The 18505-nt window shown below is 44.3% G+C and carries 16 protein-coding genes; 14 read left to right on the forward strand and 2 right to left on the reverse strand.

What is annotated here, in order from left to right; all coding sequences use genetic code 11:
• Nucleotides 1-76: 76 nt before the first annotated feature.
• Both NIT79A3_RS05400 and NIT79A3_RS05405 read left to right on the forward strand, forming a co-directional pair.
• Complete coding sequence (locus NIT79A3_RS05400) at nt 77-1438, forward strand: cytochrome C (RefSeq protein ID WP_348225733.1); 1362 nt, start codon at nt 77-79, stop codon at nt 1436-1438.
• Between the two features lie 417 nt (nt 1439-1855).
• Nucleotides 1856-2458, forward strand: coding sequence for a hypothetical protein (locus tag NIT79A3_RS05405; protein ID WP_013965234.1), 603 nt, complete (start codon nt 1856-1858; stop codon nt 2456-2458).
• A gap of 126 nt (nt 2459-2584) precedes the next feature.
• On the opposite strand, the gene phoB is transcribed toward NIT79A3_RS05405, so the two are convergent.
• Together phoB and NIT79A3_RS05415 are read right to left on the reverse strand one after the other, a co-directional pair.
• Nucleotides 2585-3313, reverse strand: coding sequence for a phosphate regulon transcriptional regulator PhoB (phoB, locus tag NIT79A3_RS05410; RefSeq protein WP_013965235.1), 729 nt, complete (start codon nt 3311-3313; stop codon nt 2585-2587).
• A gap of 199 nt (nt 3314-3512) precedes the next feature.
• Nucleotides 3513-3959, reverse strand: a complete 447-nt coding sequence (locus NIT79A3_RS05415) for a phosphate-starvation-inducible PsiE family protein (protein ID WP_013965236.1) — start codon at nt 3957-3959, stop codon at nt 3513-3515.
• Between the two features lie 383 nt (nt 3960-4342).
• On the opposite strand from NIT79A3_RS05415, the gene NIT79A3_RS05420 reads away from it, so the two are divergent.
• From NIT79A3_RS05420 to pstC, 12 genes are all read left to right on the forward strand, one after another.
• Complete coding sequence (locus tag NIT79A3_RS05420; RefSeq protein WP_348225734.1) at nt 4343-5113, forward strand: DUF3450 domain-containing protein; 771 nt, start codon at nt 4343-4345, stop codon at nt 5111-5113.
• Complete coding sequence (locus tag NIT79A3_RS05425; RefSeq protein WP_013965238.1) at nt 5110-6594, forward strand: MotA/TolQ/ExbB proton channel family protein; 1485 nt, start codon at nt 5110-5112, stop codon at nt 6592-6594. Before NIT79A3_RS05420 ends, NIT79A3_RS05425 begins: the two co-directional genes overlap by 4 nt.
• Nucleotides 6595-6602: 8 nt before the next feature.
• Nucleotides 6603-7214 (forward strand): MotA/TolQ/ExbB proton channel family protein, encoded by a 612-nt coding sequence (locus NIT79A3_RS05430; protein ID WP_013965239.1) that lies wholly within the window; start codon nt 6603-6605, stop codon nt 7212-7214.
• A gap of 2 nt (nt 7215-7216) precedes the next feature.
• Entirely contained in the window at nt 7217-7621 is a 405-nt protein-coding gene (locus NIT79A3_RS05435) for a biopolymer transporter ExbD (RefSeq protein WP_013965240.1), read from the forward strand.
• Between the two features lie 5 nt (nt 7622-7626).
• A complete protein-coding gene (locus tag NIT79A3_RS05440) occupies nt 7627-8262 on the forward strand; it encodes an energy transducer TonB (protein ID WP_013965241.1) in 636 nt (211 codons plus the stop codon).
• Nucleotides 8263-8297: 35 nt separating this feature from the next.
• The gene (locus NIT79A3_RS05445) at nt 8298-9473 is read left to right on the forward strand and encodes a tetratricopeptide repeat protein (RefSeq protein ID WP_013965242.1); all 1176 of its coding nucleotides are present in this window, start codon (nt 8298-8300) and stop codon (nt 9471-9473) included.
• Between the two features lie 324 nt (nt 9474-9797).
• Nucleotides 9798-12986: a TonB-dependent receptor gene (locus NIT79A3_RS05450; RefSeq protein ID WP_013965243.1), complete on the forward strand. Its 3189-nt coding sequence runs from the start codon at nt 9798-9800 to the stop codon at nt 12984-12986.
• A gap of 239 nt (nt 12987-13225) precedes the next feature.
• The gene (locus tag NIT79A3_RS05455) at nt 13226-13504 is read left to right on the forward strand and encodes a hypothetical protein (RefSeq protein WP_013965244.1); all 279 of its coding nucleotides are present in this window, start codon (nt 13226-13228) and stop codon (nt 13502-13504) included.
• A 152-nt stretch (nt 13505-13656) separates the two neighbouring features.
• Nucleotides 13657-15261, forward strand: a complete 1605-nt coding sequence (locus NIT79A3_RS19345) for a hypothetical protein (RefSeq protein ID WP_013965245.1) — start codon at nt 13657-13659, stop codon at nt 15259-15261.
• A gap of 579 nt (nt 15262-15840) precedes the next feature.
• The gene (locus tag NIT79A3_RS05465; protein WP_013965246.1) at nt 15841-16098 is read left to right on the forward strand and encodes a hypothetical protein; all 258 of its coding nucleotides are present in this window, start codon (nt 15841-15843) and stop codon (nt 16096-16098) included.
• A 268-nt stretch (nt 16099-16366) separates the two neighbouring features.
• Nucleotides 16367-17419 (forward strand): phosphate ABC transporter substrate-binding protein PstS, encoded by a 1053-nt coding sequence (pstS, locus tag NIT79A3_RS05475; RefSeq protein WP_013965248.1) that lies wholly within the window; start codon nt 16367-16369, stop codon nt 17417-17419.
• 118 nt (nt 17420-17537) lie between these two features.
• Nucleotides 17538-18500 carry a phosphate ABC transporter permease subunit PstC gene (gene pstC / locus NIT79A3_RS05480; protein ID WP_013965249.1) on the forward strand — a complete coding sequence of 321 codons (963 nt, stop codon included), beginning with the start codon at nt 17538-17540 and terminating at the stop codon, nt 18498-18500.
• Nucleotides 18501-18505 lie beyond the last annotated feature (5 nt).

Consider the following 18505-nt stretch of genomic DNA (forward strand, 5'->3'; position numbering starts at 1 on the left):
TTCGCTAAATCTTTTTTTAAACTGCTTTCCTTGCTGAAAAATAAACTTGTTTGATCGTTTCTTTATATAAGGTGAAATGATGATCGTAGTCAAGAATACAATGTCTTTATTAGTCGTTTTTGTAACATTCTTCCTGTTGAGTCTTGACGCCAATGCGTTGCCAAGCTTTGCACGTCAAACCGGTATGGCATGCAGTTCTTGTCACGTGCAATCTTTCGGGCCTAATCTTACTTCTGTCGGCAGGAATTTTAAACTCAATGGTTATACGCAAACAGACGGTAAGAATAATAATTTGATTCCATTAAGTGGCATGATTCGAGGCTCATTTACACACACGCAAGAGGGACAACCAGATGGTGCGGCTGCTCGCTTTGGGAATAATAATAATGGTACGATCGATGAAGCAGCTATTTTCTTAGCTGGCCGCATTACTCCCAAGATAGGCGCATTTATCGAAGGAACTTATGATGGCGTAGAAAATAAAGGGGTGTTGGATAATACAGATATCCGCTTTGCAGATCATTTCGAATTGGCGGGTCAAAAGCTGGTTTATGGTCTTACGACAAATAACAATCCAACGGTCTCAGATCTTTGGAATACAACACCCGTATGGGGTTTTCCGTGGAGTTCATCGCCTTTATCCCCTACGCAATCGGCAGGAACTCTTATTGAATCGCTGGGTTCTCAAGTCATCGGCGCAACTGCCTATATGATGTTGAATAATATTCTTTATGTAGAAGCTGGCGGTTATACCAGTCTACCGAAAAATGCACAACAAGGAATTGGAACGTTTGATGCGGAACAAGCCAGATTAAATGGCGGTGCACCATATTGGCGGGTTGCACTGCAGAAAGATTGGAACGGACATTATGGATCGATTGGTTCTTTTGGCATGCACGGGAATGTTAATCCGCAACGGCTAACGGGTGCGGGTACTGACACCTATGATGATTTCGGATTTGATATGACCTATCAATATCTGGCAAATCCGGTACACATTTATGAATTTACCGCTACCTATATTCGGGAAAACCGCAATATGAACGCCAGTGCCGCATTGGGATTGGCGGACAGATTAAAGAGTAACCTCGATACGGTTCGGCTTAGGGCTGGTTACACGTATTTGCAAACGTATGGTCTGAATCTGTTTTACGGTCAAACTACCGGAACGGCCGATACGGTTATCTATAGTTTTGGCGATCCCATCAGTGGCAGCCGCACGGGCAACCCCAATAGTGAAGCTTTCACTGCGGAAGCCAGTTATACCCCTTTTGGAAAAACCAATACTTCGGTCATGAGCACATTCGTAAATCTGCGTCTTGCCGTGCAATACGTTCACAATTTCAAATTTAATGGTAGCGTCCATAATTATGATGGGCTAGGCCGTAATGCTGTTAATAACGATACGCTTTACTTTAATGCGTGGCTGGCTTTCTAAATTCTACTTTTGTAAATTTCTGTTGCTTCAAATCGTTGAAAAAATAAACATATTTTACCAGTTGTGCTAGTAAGAGTTGATCTCATCAGCTCTTACTAGCCTATGACATAAAAATTCCGGATTACACCTCCTGCGATCATGAGTGACAGTAGGTGCATCACCGATTTCGCGATAAATTCTCCGCTATTGATAAATTACGGGTAAAAGAGCCTTCTTTTACAACCCGGATTTTAAAGACTACCTTGGTATATTCCCTGCTGGTGATTTCGCTCATTTAGGTTGCCTGCATGATTGCCTCATGGAGGGCTTATGTGGAAATTTCCTTTTGCTGTCAATACGAATCTGGGTTTGGCTCGCGATTGACCGGCGAGCGCATCCAGCTCACAAATGAAACAAAAATTTTAAAGGAATAACAATATGAAGATTCGAGTTTTGGTAACTGGTTTACTGGGTTGCACTTTGATGGCAGCCCCTCTGGTGCACAGTGCTCCAATTGGTGATCGAGTACAACAGGTTATTAAATACAAGTCATATTACGACAGCCTTTGGGCAAGTTTTTATGACGGAAATGTCTCTCTGAATGTGAGCGGGAGTGTATACGATGATTTTTCAGGGGTCGTGTCGACCAGTCTATACGCCGGCTACTATAACGAAGCAACCGGCGATTCGTGGTTTATTTCCTGTAACTTTCCTGCTGGCGGGGATGCGGTGTCCATTAAGCAGGTGAATGAAGATTGGATCTTAGGTTTAAAAGGCACGCTGGATCCTGCTGATGTAAATTGCACTGCGTCCAACGTAACCGCACCCGTTGTGATCGACCTGAGCGGGCACGATACTAATGATTATCGCAGTGCATCAGCTGGGCATGGCAAATCCATGTCTCCCGGAGAGTCATGGAAGTATGCTAATAAGAGTTACCAATTTTCTGCAGATATGATCGGGACTGTTAATTCCATGGACGGACCCTGGAGTGGATCTGTCAGTACCAGCCGGAATTATAATATCCAAAAGATAAAATAATTCGGGTTCAAATCGTCTCTGCTGTGCATAAAACCCGCTCTGACGGGTTTTATTGCCTGATAATTTCCAGTAATGGATCTGGCAAACACAAAGTAGTATGGCCGGATAGGTTTGGAGCAAGCACTGCTACTCTACACTTTCTTCGTTACACTCCACTGAAAACCGGTAACCAGTTCCCCGCACTGTTTGTACCAAGTTCTCTTTATCTACCGCTTCAAGAATTTTTCGCAGCCTGCGAATGTGGACATCGACTGTTCTGTCCTCGATAAAGACGTGATCACCCCAAACGCGATCAAGCAGTTGTGAGCGTGTATGTACCCGCTCTTTATAGGTCATCAGAAAATGCAACAGACGAAATTCCGTGGGTCCCAATGCAATTTCAGAGAGTTTCTCTGGCTCATCGTTGGCATACACATGCACTCGGTGTGTTGTTGGGTCAAGTCTTAAACCGCCTATTTCAATAATTTCATCCGACATTTCGGGTAAGCGGCGGCGAAGCACCGCCTTAATCCGGGCAAGTAGCTCGCGCGGTGAAAAAGGTTTGGTAATGTAGTCGTCCGCGCCAGCTTCCAGCCCGGCAATTTTGTCACTTTCCTGAATGCGAGCAGTCAGCATGATAATTGGAATCGCTTTGGTGCGATCTTCTCGCCGGAGTTTGCGTGCAAATTCGATGCCACTCATGTCGGGGAGCATCCAATCCAATAATACGAGATCAGGCAAAACGTTGTTGACCATTTTTTTTGCTTGCTCAGCGCTATCAGCGCATAAGACCATATGCCCCGCTCTTTTCAGATTGAGTGCAATTAATTCCTGGATCGCAAGTTCATCTTCAACGATTAGTATTGTTACAGCCATGAACTACTCCATTTATATAAATGTAGCTAAAAGATATTGAGATAATATAAATAAAGCGTTACATATTTATGACAGTATGATGAATATTATACTTTTTGCAATGAATGCCTGATTAATTGCCTTGATTAATCAGCTAAAACCGGCGAATTCTATTCTGAAGAGCGGATAGAATTAAACTGAACATAAATTCTCGGTTGAATCAGTCGATCGCATCGGGTGAAAAACGAATGGAAACAATACGCAATAATGTCAGTACGGCAATTACCATAATGTGTAAGCCAACTTCCAACAACGTGTATTCTTTATACCAGAGACCGATCAATTCTCCGATTAACACGACTAATGCCACATCCAGGATGAAGGTTACCTTAACACGTCCCAGTGCCAGGTAAGATTGCAATATACGAATCAGTTCGAGTACTGCCAGGATCAGCACGATATCAACAATGATATGCTCGGCAACGTATGCCCATCCATTCTTGAGAATATCGGGAAGATTTAACAGTAAACTCAGAATGCCGGCGCCTATCCACAAGTAGAGCGCTAACATCAGAATACCGACAATCAATTGTATGGTACGCGTGTGCCAATCTGTGTCGGTTAACAGGAATGTGCCTTTTCTTTTAGCTATCGTTTGATTAATCATCTTCATCCTCCAGTCGCCGCGTAACAAGGATTCTCATCTTAGCGGTGCAATATAAAAGTTTTATGACAGCCTGGTTCGTACCGCCAGCATTCCATCAATAGCCTGGATGATGATGAGGAAGTATGAATAAATCATTTCTTGTCTTCAATTGAAGATGTATGCCTTTATAAATTCTCGAATATTTATGACTTACACAACAAGTCAGTGAATATGCCCAAGCTCTCCTTTCAGCACTTTATACATTTTGATTAAATCCAAATGACATCTAAATGTCATGAAAGTGAAATATTCAGCTTGTAGTATGCACAGGCATTACTGATGAGGGATTGCTATCAGATTTAATGCTGTTTATTGCACTCAAATTATTTAATTCAATGGGATTTATGCATAAGTATTTTTCTAAAAAAATAATTTCATTTGCCGGAATGGTATTGCTACTCCTTGTTACCTCTGTGGCAAAGGGAAGTAGCCTGGAGAATTTGGCAAAAGCGCTGGCGAAGATCCGGGGTGAAGTCGAGACATTGCAAACACAACTGGATACCGAGAAGGATAAGCATAGTAGCAGAATGTCTGCGCTGACTTCGCAATTGGCAGATTTGAGTGTTGAGGAAAGAAGGCAAAAAATGAGTATCGAAAAACTACAGCACTCGATAGAAAAAATGACTGTTAACGCCAAGAAAGCGGAACAATCGGGTGAGAGTCTGAAACCCGTGTTATTAGCGATGCTAGCAGATTACCGGCAGCATATTCAGACAGGTTTTCCATTCAAGCCGGAAGATCGCATCAGGGCACTGGGAGACCTGGAGAATAATGTTGTTAATCAGTTGATTGATCCTAATAAGGCAGTTAATCAGGCATGGTCTCTGATAGAGGATGAAATTCGTTTAAGTAAGGAAAATGGGATCTATCAACAAGTTATATTTCTAGATGGAGAAAATGTACTGGTTGATATTGCAAAATTAGGCACCGTTTTTCTTTTCTTCCAAACCAGAGATAACAGATTCGGGATGGCTAAACGATTGTCTGATGGTGGCTGGAAATATGAAACTGTCGATGACACTAACGATATTGAGCGTATTAAGAATTTATTTGATTCGTTGAAGAAACAAATACGCCAAGGTTATTTTGAATTACCTAATCCGTTGAGAAAATGAATAAAGCATTATTGATATCGTTACTGTTGTTTGCGATGGCAAATACAGTTTATGCCAAAGAAAATAAATCCACAGTTTCTTCTGAAGATGTATCCGTATCAGCACCCGAAGAGAAATCCAATGTAGCCGCACCCAGAAAGCAGAATTCGCCTAAGCAGGAAACAGTTAATTTGGAAACTGCTTACAAACGTGAATATGCTTTCCTGGAAGCACAGAAGCGGGAATTGGTTGACCGGCTAAAAAACTATCAATCCAGCGCCAGTCGTGAAGAGCAGGGGCTAAGCAGTAAAATTAATGGCCTTGAGCGGAGTTCAGTTGAACGTTCGGCAAAAATTGATCAACTGAATGCACAGCTGGCAGAAGTCGAACGTAAGGAAGCCTCCGTAACTGAACGCAGTGATGCTCTGGAAACAACCTATCTACAGGCAGAAGCGACTCTTAAGAATCATGGTATTGAGATACCTGCATCGATTAAAGAAACACAGGGTAATGATCTCGTCAAAGTAGGGTATTTGTTTAGGCAAGCGCTGTCTTTAATTCAGGGGCTTGGAGCGATTCAGACAAAACCAGGGAATTTCTTTTTAGAGAATGGCAAACAAACGCAAGGGTCAATTATTCATTTAGGCAATATAGCAGCCTACGGTGTCAGCGATGAGGGAAGCGGTGGTTTGGTACCCGCAGGCGGCGGTAATTTCAAAGTATGGAAAGACTCCGGTGCTGATAATGCTGTTGCACTGAGTAAGAATGAGCAGCCTGAGCTATTAAAGTTGTTTTTATTTGAATCGCGCACCAACGCAATTGAAGAAACCCGCGAGAAAACAATCGTGAGCATTATTGATTCAGGAGGGCCTATTGGCTGGGTCATCGTAATACTTGGCGGCGTTGCACTGTTTCTTATTCTGATCCGGACACAGTTGTTGCGCTCAAATGGCGCTAACACAAATAAGCTTACGGACCAGATCATTCAGCAGTTTGCTGCAGGTGAACTGGATGTCGCTAAAAAAAGCTGTGAAGACGACTCATCCGCCATTGGAAGGGTTCTGCACTATACCTTGCGTCATTTGAAAGATGACAGAGATCACATGGAAGGCATTGTGTACGAGGCTATCCTGCAAGAATCGGGCCCGTTAGACCGGTTTGGGCCAGCCATTCTGGTTATTGCCTCAATCGCCCCGCTACTTGGTTTATTGGGTACGGTAACCGGGATGATCGAAACTTTCGACATGATTACTGAGTTTGGTACCGGTGATCCTAAATTACTCTCTGAAGGCATAGCGATCGCACTGGTTACAACCGAATTGGGACTGATTGTTGCAATCCCGACTTTGTTGCTGGGATCCATATTGTCTTCCTGGGCAAAAAACATTAAACGCGACATGGAACATTCGGCACTTAGGATCATTAATGTTTTTCTGGGCGGCGGGCTTGAGTTGGATGAGTCGAATGTGGCGGCTGTTGAAGAAAATTTCGCTGTTCTATAGCGCACGAAATGGATCCAAAAGAACTCATTATATTGACCAAGGAGTTGTTTGTTGCAGGCGGGGTAGTCATGCCGCCATTGGTGCTTTGCATTTTGTTACTTTGGTACGGATTGGGCTATCGATTCTGGGTCATGAAAGAACCCAAATTGATGGGGGTGCGCGATATGCTGAAATACTATCAGGAGCACAGTGAAAAACCAGCCAAAAATATTGTAGCGCGTGCGATCAAGCAAGGCCTGGAGTTTAAAAAGAAAGGCGTCAAAAACCTGCGGCGTCACCTGGATGCGGCTTTTTATGAGTATGAAAGAGAAATTGGAAAATTTTCTGTTCTCGTGCGCGTAGTTATTATTATTTCCCCGTTGCTGGGCTTATTGGGAACCGTAATTGGAATGATCGAAACATTTGATTCGCTGGCAACCATGACATTGCACTCGCAATCGGGTGGAATTGCCGGCGGGATTTCACAAGCCTTGTTTACTACGCAAATGGGTCTAACCGTTGCGATTCCCGGGCTATTAGCGCATAGCATCCTCATTAGGAAGCAGCACCAGATTGAGCAGGATCTTTTGCAGATCAAAGACCTATTGTGTCATCAAACAACTAAATTTAACGAGAAGTAATTATGAGACCCAATGAATCCAACGAGGTGGAAGCCACGATCGATATGGCGCCATTGATCGACATTGTTTTTATTTTGCTGATTTTCTTCATGGTAACGACGACCTTCGTAAAAGATATGAAATTGGAGCTGGAACGCCCCAAGGCGAGTAGTTCGACGGCCGCATCAAGTAAAGCCATTCGGTTGTTTATTGACCGGCATGGCGATACTTATATGGATGGCGAACCGGTTCGTTTGTGGTTGATACAAAGTAAATTGCGTGATTTATTGAGTACTGCTTCCAGCAAAGTGATTTTAGTGGTTACGGATGAGGGTGTTCCTGCGGGGAAATTGATTGAAGTTATCGATCAAGCGCGCTTGTCGGGAGCAGAGAGTGTAGGTGTTGCAACTAAAAAAGAAGCGGGGTAACTGAGATGGAAACAAAACATTTTAATCAACACTTGGCAGGGGCTGTGTCCATGTTATTGGGACTGATTTTGGTTTTCGGTCTGATAATAACGATGAATCATTACATGGGAAAGCTCGAGAGAGCGCCTGCACAAGAAGTGACAGAAATCAGTATGACCAAAGAGATCAAACAAGAGCCGAAGAAGGAGATTAAGAAAGTAGAGCCCAAGAAAGTCACTCGGCCTCAGGCACCTGCGCCTTTCAAAGGACTCGACACGGCACTGTCTGGCATTGATTTGGGATCGCTGGGGCTAGATGATGGGCAGGGAAGAGGTTTGGATGATGGTCTGTTAGGTAAAACAGGTAATGCGGTGATGACAGCAGACTTGGTGGATGTTCCACCGAAACCTATCACCAGAGGGGCTTTTAGATATCCGCCCGCGGCAAAAAAGAATGGTGTAAAAGGTTATGTGCTTTTATCGGTATTGGTTGAAACGGACGGTTCAGTTAATCAGGTGCAAGTATTGGAGTCAAATCCATCGGGAATCTTTGATGCGGCTGCATTACAGGGTATTCGCGCATGGCATTTCGAACCGGCAAAATACAAAGGGGATACGGTCAGAGTATGGGCAAAACAAAAAATACGTTTTGATCTTTCCTGATGTTCTCGCTTAATGTTTAATCGCGGCGAAATAAAATGAAATACCAGACCCGGATAGCTAAGCAGATTCAATACTTCCTTGTTGTTTTTATCCTTGGATATTGCAGCAGCGTTGCATGGGCATCCGAGAAGAAAGTACAGCCCACGGATTTTATTGAACTGGCTGCGGTGATGCTGAAGGACGGTCATAATGATCGTGCTTTAATGGCGCTGCAAAGTGTTGATCTGGAAAATAAGAAAACAGATTTGGCAAGATTCTACACGCTGCAGGGTCTCGCTTATATGAATCTGAATGACCTCGAGGCAGCCAAGGACAGTTTGCAACAGGCTGTCAAAAATGGACAAAAAGACCCGGCGATTTTCATCTATTTGGCGCAAGTCTATTTCGGACTGAAAGATTATAAGCAAACGATTCAGGCCATTGTCAAAGCGGGTGATCAGGCCAATCAAGATGCTACTTTAATCAGCTTAAAAGCGGAATCCTATTGGCACTTGAAAGAAACCGATGCGGCCATTAATGCTTTAAATGAGGGGCAGAAAATTTTCCCCGCAGATTTCCGCTTTCTGAAACGCAAAGTTTTTTATTTTGTTGAACTTGGGCTATACCAGGAAGCCACTAATCTCGGCAGAGAATACCTTAAGCGGTCAAAAGCGGCTGCAGCCGATTATATTGCCCTTGGAAATGCACTGAGACTCAGTAGAGAATACCCAGAAGCATTGAGTATTTTAGAGATTGCCCGATTGCAGTTTCCGCAGGATGAAATGATCGCAAAATTGCTCGCGCATACCTATCTGGATCAAGGAAAATTCAACTCGGCGGCATTTATTCTTGAGCAAGCCGCTTTACTGAATCCTGCGCTACAGGCTGAAGCAGCAGAGATTTATCGACGTGCGGGCCGTTTTCATAAGGCATTAACGCTTAATGAAAGTATCGGCGATCAAAAAATTAAGTTGAAGCAGCGGTTATCTATTCTTCTGGCATTAAAGCAGTTCGAGCGTGCGGCCAATATGGAATCCAGTTTGTATCGCACTGGGTTATTGGAAGATCAAGATGTGCGCTATGCGCTGGCCTATGCCTTATTTTCAAGCGGGCGCTTTCCCGAAGCGAATAAGCACTTGGATCATTTAAAAAATGCTGAGCTATTTAGAAAAGGAACAGAGCTTCGTCGTTTGATGGAAGTATGTAAAACAGAGCCATGGCAATGTACGTAATACCGTTACTTACAACTCAAGCATCGTGCAGCGGGTATTTGATATCACGGTCTGTAACCAATCAATCGGCTGAAAACTCCGAGCGGAAAACATCATCGTCTGTTGTATTTTTATTTATGCCGCCTTAGTGCCTATCTAGCTTATTCCCTTAATTGACTAACTCTAATTTATCTTCACGAGCAATCATATTGCAGGTGAAGAGAGGGCTTTGTACGCCAAATGAACACTCAATCTTACGAATTTCTCCGGTCTTGTGTTTTGCGAACAATTTTTGACTATCAATCTGCTTCTAATTTTCAAAGCGGAAGCCGTCGAAATATCCTGATGCACTCCTTGCTTTTTTTGCTCGTTTTCATTTCTATAGGTCTGGTAAGTCCTTCTGCTTGGGGAGACACGGAAAAAGCCGAATTCTCAATTCACCTATTTCAGGATGGATTGCCTATTGAGGATGCTGAGTTGTCCATTAGCAGCGATGTGTACGAGAAATCGAATCCGAAAATGATCTTTGAGACCATTCCATCTACGTTTAGCTGGCGAGCGGATGGGACTTCCATTAAGACCAATGCAAATGGCAGTGTGGCAGGAAAATTACCGCCTGGGTTTTACCACATGACGATCAAGACGAAAGATCAGGTGTTTAAATTTGATTTGCCGCTGCGTCCGGCAGAGAACACGCAAATCCTGGTCACTTTCTATCCGAATAAAAAGAAACCATTACTCAATATTGAAAGTTCATTGTCCGGCATTATCGGGCCAGATATCGCTGCTGAAAAACCGCGAGAACAAGGTGAGGGCACAGTCAATGTACAAGTGATCTCTGCAGAAACGCAAAAACCAATCAAAGACGTACAGGTTTTTTTAAGCGGGTCAAAGCAGAAGTTAAGAACAGATGAGCAGGGGAGAATCATCGCGACAGTACCAGCAGGCAGTTACAGTGTTTCGTTGCTGCATAGTGCTTATAGCAGTCAAACGCAGGATGATGTGAAAATTGAGAATGCACAAACAACCGATCTCAGTTTTAAGCTGACGCCCGCAGGTGTTGAGTTAGCTGAATATGTGGTGTTGGAGCCTCATCTTGCAGGTACGGTTGCTTCTATTATCGAAGAACAAAGAAAATCAACGGCAGTTGCAACTGTGATAGGTGCTGAGCAGTTTAGCCGGGCTGGCGATGGTGATGCTGCCAGTGCTTTAAGACGGGCATCCGGATTAACGCTGGTAGGAGGATCATTCATTTTTATCCGTGGATTGGGCGAACGTTTTTCCACGACATTGGTGAACGGTGCCGCGGTTCCCAGTCCGGATGCGACACGGCGTGTTGTGCCGTTGGACCTTTTTCCGACAAATATTCTTGAAAGCGTAATGGTGCAAAAGACCTATTCGCCAGATCGTCCTGCGGAATTTGCAGGTGGTACGGTGGAACTGCGTACACGCGGAATTCCCGATGCATTTTTCTTCAATTTAAATTTGCAAACGGGTATGAACGATAATACGACTTTCCAGGATGGCTTGACTTATAAAGGAGGCGGCACTGATTTTACGAGCTATGACGATGGAGCGCGTGCATTGCCCGGCTCCATTGCTGACGCAACCCAGAACGGCGAGAAAATACAGCCAGCGACTCCTTTAAATCCACATGGAACGCCACCTGCGCAGCTCGAGAAGCTGGGCGAGGATTTATCAGGGGTATGGGATGTCGATAAGAAAAAACGCGGACCTGACGCCGGTATTCAGGGTTCAATGGGAGATAGTTTTTCACTGGGTGATTTTAGATTGGGTTATATCGCCGCGGCAGGCTGGAAGCAGGAATTCAGGAAGCAGAATGAAGTTAATCGTGAGTTTGCCGCTGCCGATACGGGCGATGGCAGTTTAAGAAAGGTTCAGGATTTCGATATGCAAAGATCGCTGCGGGAAGTTCAGCTAACCGGTTATGCGGCAACAGAACTTCAGTACAAAGACACGCACCGGATATTTGCTAAGACGATGTTTTTGCGTCAAGCGTTTGATGAAGCCAGGGTTACCCAAGGTTTTACCGATGCAGAGACGAGCCCTATCCGCCGAACCAGACTCAAGTTCTTTTCTAATCAGTTGTTGATGAATCAGGTAGGAGGGGAACATCAATTTGATTGGTTGAAAGATTTGTCCATTAGCTGGTTATACACCAATGCAACTGCCAATCGAGACGAGCCTAAAACGCGCGATTATCGTTATGACTCCAATATAGACACGGGTGCTTATTTCTTTTCTCAGCGAGCGGATAGCAATCAGACCATGTTTTCGGACTTGGTTGACAAGGATCAGAGTTGGCGAGTTGACGGGAAATTACCTTTTCAGCTACTAACGAATCACAAGGTCACCTTGAGTAGTGGTTTTATTGCCCAGAAAAAAAATAGAGACTCGAATATTCAACGCTTTAGTTACTTCCGGTTCGGTCCGGATGCCTCTAACCCGGCAGTTTATGGACAACCATCCGTGGAAAGTATTCTGCGGCCCGATCATATCGGTGCAAATGGGTACCAGCTTCGCGACGTGACTCGTCCCAGCGATCGGTATACCGCTTCCCAGAATCTTTTTGCTTATTATGGAAAAATGGATTGGATGTTATATGACAGGGTCAATATATCGGGCGGATTGCGCTGGGAAGACAATAATCAGAGAGTCGATACTGTTTCTTTGAATAATAGGCCAACTACTGCCGGGCTCAACAGAGTTGATATGTTGCCATCAGTAACTGCCACGCTTTTCCTCACAGATAAGCAGCAACTCCGTGCGGGTTTCAGTCAAACGTTGTCAAGACCGGATTTTAGAGAATTATCGTCAGCGCCTTTTACTGATATCAATACCAACCAGGAAACCGTCGGTAATCCCAACTTGAAACAAGCAGCTATTACCAATTGGGATGCACGCTGGGAATATTACTTATCGCCTACTGAAAATATCTTTGCTGGTCTATTCTGGAAAGATTTAACCAATCCGGTTGAGTTGATTGCGGTTCAAGGCACTGCTGGTCTTAATACCTATCAGAATACCGATAAAGCAAAGGTCTATGGAATTGAGCTGGAATTATTAAAGAAGTTGGATTTTATAAATCCGCTTCTGCAAAATTTTTATATCGGGGGTAATTACACTTTGTCTGCATCCAACGTTATTCTGACTCCCGAGAATCTCACAGCGCAAACGACGAACGACAGGCCATTACAAGGACACTCCGCACAGATTTTTAATTTTCAGATCGGTTACGATAATCCGGCCTGGAAAACACAAGCCACGTTGTTATACAACGTTTCCAGCAAACGTATCATGGCTGCCGGGGTATTGGGTGCGCCGGACAAATATGAACAACCTGTGCATCAACTGGATTTTGTGCTGAGCCAGAATTTATATAAAGGATTGTCGATGCAGGCTTCCATGCAAAATTTACTAGATTCTGAAATTCGCATTACGCAAGGCGATGAAATTACGCGGCAATTCCGTCGCGGGCGATTTTTTAATCTGAGTGTCCGTTTAGCATATTGATATTGTATCAACGCAGTTCTTTGTTTCAGTGGCAGCAATCATCCTCATCCCGTGCATTCACCCGGTTATTTGCGAACGCCCCGCTATTTGTCGATACATGGATGTCGTCAATACACCTTGGTGTAGATAAATCCCTTCGTTTGTTCAGCCTAGATTAACCATCTTCAAACTAGAGTAGTTGCTAGCAGTTGAAGATAGGATTGATCAATAACAATGGCGTGCTCAAAAAGGATTCCATCATGAATAAGCTACTACTCATTTTGATTGCAGTGATGTTGTTAACCGGATTTCGTGCTCCTAATGGCAATATCATTTCGAAAGGTGATTTCTCAGATAAATTGCTTATCAATCTTGGTAAGCCGACTGTACGGACTGATTTAGGGCTTGTTCAAACCCGAGCTTTTGGCGGAATTGTCTACATTAAACGGGAAGTGTGGAACTATAAAATAGATCAGTACAACTATCGCTTCATCATCGAAAACGGACAAATTGTTGCTGATCATTGGACAAGGTTTTAGCGGATCGGCAACAATCTGGATGTGCTTGCAGGAAAAATATTTCTTTATTTCAATTTATTTCATGGCAGGTGTTTTACACAGTAATGTAATACGCCTGTCATGTTCGCCTGTTAGATTTGCGCTACCCTAAAAAACTTGGAGGTGGGCGAATTATGTTTAAATTAAATTGTATAAAAGAAAAATTAATGGCTGCGTCAGCAGTTCTATTGACCACTGTCACATTAAATGGATATGCAGCAACAGCGACTTTTGATCCGTCAGCAGGGATTGTAGATCTTCCGGTTGTTGAAGTTCTGAGTGGTGGATCTTCTTCATTTTATAGCGCTAAATTACAACTCAGCGGGGGCGATCTGCAGTTGATTGCTGCTAGTCCTATTGCAGCAACGAAAGGGCAACGTAATGTTTTTGATTCTGACACGAGTGCAGTCCATATTGCTTCTGTCGTTGTCGGAGCAGACGATTATTATGCTAAATTGAAATTAGTGCCTGGGTCTAATCCTTTGCGCTTTACAGTGGAACAGCTTGTCAATAACGCATTTCAAGGTTGCCCCAGTTTTGCAACTCCGGGCGCAACGGCAGGAGCTTGTGTTATAAGCGGTGAGATTAACTCCGATATTACACTGACCAAAAACATCACTTGGGTATTATCGGGTGGCGTCTATATTGGTGGCGATAAAACTAGAAGTGCCACACTGACCATTAATCCGGGAACCAAAATATTTGGCGAGGCAGGTGCTGACTATTTGTGGATCAGACGCGGCTCGAAAATCATGGCAGAAGGCACACCGGATAATCCGATTGTAATGTCCGGACCGCTGCAAACATCGGCAGGGGAATGGGGTGGTTTGCTCATTTCCGGCAATGCACCGGTGAATGGTTGTAATGTGGGTGTACCCCTTTGTGAAGTGCCATTCGAGGCAGTTACCTCTGAGTTCTTTGGCGGTAACAATCCAACGGATAGCAGCGGTGTAGTTAAGTATGTGCAAATTCTCTTTGCCGGAAACGCCATTCGCCCGGATGAAGAGCTCAATGGTTTTACGCTCAACGGTGTTGGTTCAGGAACGATTATTGACTATGTGCAAGTCCATGAAGGACTGGACGATGGCGTTGAAGTGTTTGGCGGCACGGTTCAGATGAAACATCTGGTGCTGACGAACAATCAAGATGATAATTTGGATTGGACAAGTGGCTGGAAAGGCCGCGTGCAGTTTGTTCTGATCAAACAATCACCAAGTGTTGGTGACCGTGGAATTGAAGCCGACAACAACGAGAAAAACAACGATAGCCTGCCTCGCGCTCAACCAATTGTGTCCAATGTTACAATTTTGGGCCGTTCTGGTACGACTGCAACGCAAGGCATATTATTACGTCGCGGCACAGGTGCAAATATCTTTAACACGGTCGTTACTGGTTCCCCAACTTGTTTAATGATTGATAGCGCTTCGACCTTCGCGAATGCCGGATCACCGGGTAGTTTGACAGGTGAATTAACCATGGTAAATTCTTTTGTTAACTGCGCTAGTAACTACAAAGATGGCACAGGAGCTACATTTAAAGTGTCTGACTGGTTCACGTCTCAATCTGAGAACAAAGCAGAAGATCCTCATCTGAATGGCTATTTGCCGGCTGCCGGATCGCCGCTGATACTAGGCGGTGTTGCTGTTCCCGATCCTTTCTTTACGGTAGTGGATTACGTTGGCGCGTTCAAGGACTCGGATGACGACTGGACCGAAGAATGGACTTTTCCATTTAATTAAATCGTTATAAAAAAAGCATTTTTGCTTATGCGCTAAGTAGAAATGCTTTTGATCAATTCAACTAATCTCCTTCTGTTGAATAAAAGAATCGCTGGGTTTGGTTTTATCAGCCCAGCGATTTTTTCTTTTTAAAGCTGTGCAGATATTGTTCTGGAAATTTGATTTTTACTACGCTTCCGGTAATTTCTTCATTGATATTCTTTGTTCACTGTTCTTCTAAGATTCCGGACTGAAAGAACAGTCTTTCGGGACAAACACAAAATCATCGACATAAAAAATTCATTCTGCTGACATCAGCGGGTAATGTTGTGGTTATAAAGTGACAGCGGCTAGTGCGGTTTATTTTCATCGGATTGTCTTTGACAGGCCGTTGAAAAACGTTTTCGAGGCAGCCGATGCAAGGCTAAAATAGGCGAAAAAGCGCAGTTTATGCTTGATAAATGAGTATTTTAGTCTGTTTTTAACACCGCAGCGGCAACGCAGATAGTTTTTCAACGGCCTGTTAAGCATTACTAATGTTTTGTGTCGACACGATACCGCACTAATGAGCGATGAAAAATTTGTGAGGAGTATAAAGCCATGGGCGACAATATTTTTATTATCTTAGCGGCGGGGATTTGCTTTGTTATATTGAGTATTATCTGCGGCATTGTATTTTATGGCGTAGCGATAGACTGGGATAGCATTTCAGACCTCATCCTTGGGATTTATCTCTATCAGGCTTACCTCTTGCTGAGAATTATCTGGGACAAACCCAAAAATCAGAAGCAATCTCCGGAAGGAAGCAATTCCGGAATGTTATCGAAGGAATCTTATAGGCCTTTGTCTGCCCGCTAGTCATTCTACGCTCCCCTCTGTTAGTGTAGAAAAATCGCTTAACCCAAGCACTTCTGTAGCCAGGAGTGTCACAACGATCCAGGAGATCGGGGGCGTGTTGAATTGGGTTCTATGTTTGCTTTGTTTCATTATCTCAAACCGCACCTCCCAGTCAGCTAACTGCTGACAGTCGTTGGGAGGATTAATCTGCCTGTCATAATTCTGCAACATCATCTGATTATGATCTCATCTTATTCAAGTTCCATTTCTTCCGATAGGAGATTCTTAGATGAAGCTGCAATTTGTTCTTGTGCTGCTTGCTACCACTGCAGCATTGATCGCTACTCCCGTCGCTTATGCTGCCGATATTACCGGCGCTGGCGCAACTTTTCCTTATCCGGTTTATGCCAAATGGGCTGATGCCTATAAAAAACAAACCGGCGTTCGCATGAATTACCAATCCATTGGTTCCGGCGGCGGCATCAAACAAATCAAAGCCAAGACCGTTGATTTCGGGGCATCTGACAAACCCTTAACACTGGAAGAGCTGGAAACAAACGGTCTGACTCAATTCCCGACGGTACTAGGCGGCGTGGTTCCAGTGATCAATATAGATGGTGTCAAACAAGGACAGATCCATTTAAGCGGAACAGTTCTGGCAGATATTTTTCTGGGCAAAATAAAGCGTTGGAATGATCCTGCGATTGCTGATCTTAATGCCGGTATTGATTTGCCAGCCAGCAATATCACTGTAGTCCATCGTGCCGATGGCTCAGGTACGACTTTCTTGTTTACCGATTATTTAAGCAAAGTCAGCCCGGAATGGAAAGAAAAAGTCGGCGCGGATGCTTCCGTAGCCTGGCCTGTTGGTACTGGCGGTAAAGGTAATGAGGGGGTGGCTAATTTCGTGAAACAGATCAAGAATTCTATTGGTTACGTCGAGGCAGCTTACGTGAAGCAAAGCAAAATGAATTATGTCCAGTTGCAGAACCGCGATGGTGTATACGTTATACCCGCTGAGGATGGTTTTAAAGCTGCGGCTGCCAACACGCAGTGGGATAAAGCCTCCGGTTTTTACGAAATTCTTACCAACAAACCTGGCCAGAACAGTTGGCCGATTACCGGTGCTACCTTTATCCTAATGCATAAATCTCAGGAAAATCCTGCTCAGGCTCTAGCAGTGCTGAAATTCTTTGAGTGGGCGTATGCCAACGGCGATGGAATGGCACTGGAACTGGACTACATTCCGCTGCCAGATAGTGTGGTGAAACTGATCGAGGACTCCTGGGAAGCGAATATCAAAGGTAAAGATGGTAAAGCCATTTTCTCAGTTAAGCACTGATAAAAGTAAAAGGCCGCAAATCATAGCGCGAGATATATTCAGTGCCACTCCTGGTGATCGCCAAGTGCGTCAACTAGAAATAAGTTCTAGTGTATTTTCAGCTAGGTGAAACAAAACGATGTCAAAAATACACTTTGCAGCAAAGCTAAAAAGACAGCTTCTATTTGACCGTATATTTCATAAAGTCACTTGGTTCTTTACATTTGTCGTTTTTGCATTGCTGGCTACGCTTATTGGTTCACTGATAATTGGCAGTATGCCAGCCATCAAAGCCTTTGGTTTCGATTTCCTTGTTAGCGCCGACTGGAATCCGGTTACTGAGAAATTTGGCGCATTGGTGCCCATCGTGGGTACGTTGATTACCTCAGTGATTGCGCTGTCGATCGGTATTCCAGTTAGTTTTGGCATTGCGCTGTTTCTCACGGAATTATCGCCGCCGTGGTTACGCCGCCCGCTCGGGACGGCGATTGAGTTGTTGGCTGGAATTCCCAGCATCATTTACGGTATGTGGGGATTGTTCGTATTTGCGCCGCTTTTTGCTCAATATATTCAACCCTGGTTGCAGGATACACTGGGGCAAATACCGGGAATCGGCTTTCTATTCGAAGGATCTTTCATGGGTATCGGCATGCTGACCGCCGGTATTATCCTGGCGATTATGGTGATTCCTTTCATTGCTGCAGTCATGCGTGACGTGTTCGAGATTGTGCCGCCCATGCTCAAGGAATCAGCCTATGCCTTTGGTGCTACTACTTGGGAAGTGATCTGGTACGTGGTCCTCCCCTATACCAAGATCGGCGTAGTCGGCGCTATCATGCTCGGCCTTGGCCGTGCCTTGGGTGAAACCATGGCGGTTACTTTTGTGATCGGCAACGCACACCAGTTACATGCTTCACTTTTTATGCCCGGAAACAGTATCGCTTCAGCGCTGGCCAATGAATTCACTGAGGCCGACGGCGAGCTCTATACCTCAGCGCTGATTGAGCTGGGTTTGATTTTGTTTTTTATTACTTTTGTCGTGCTGGCGTTTTCTAAGATTTTGCTGGTGCAACTTAAAAAGCGTGAAGGTACAGTTACCTAGAGGCG

This window comes from Nitrosomonas sp. Is79A3 (assembly GCF_000219585.1).
Classification (GTDB): domain Bacteria; phylum Pseudomonadota; class Gammaproteobacteria; order Burkholderiales; family Nitrosomonadaceae; genus Nitrosomonas.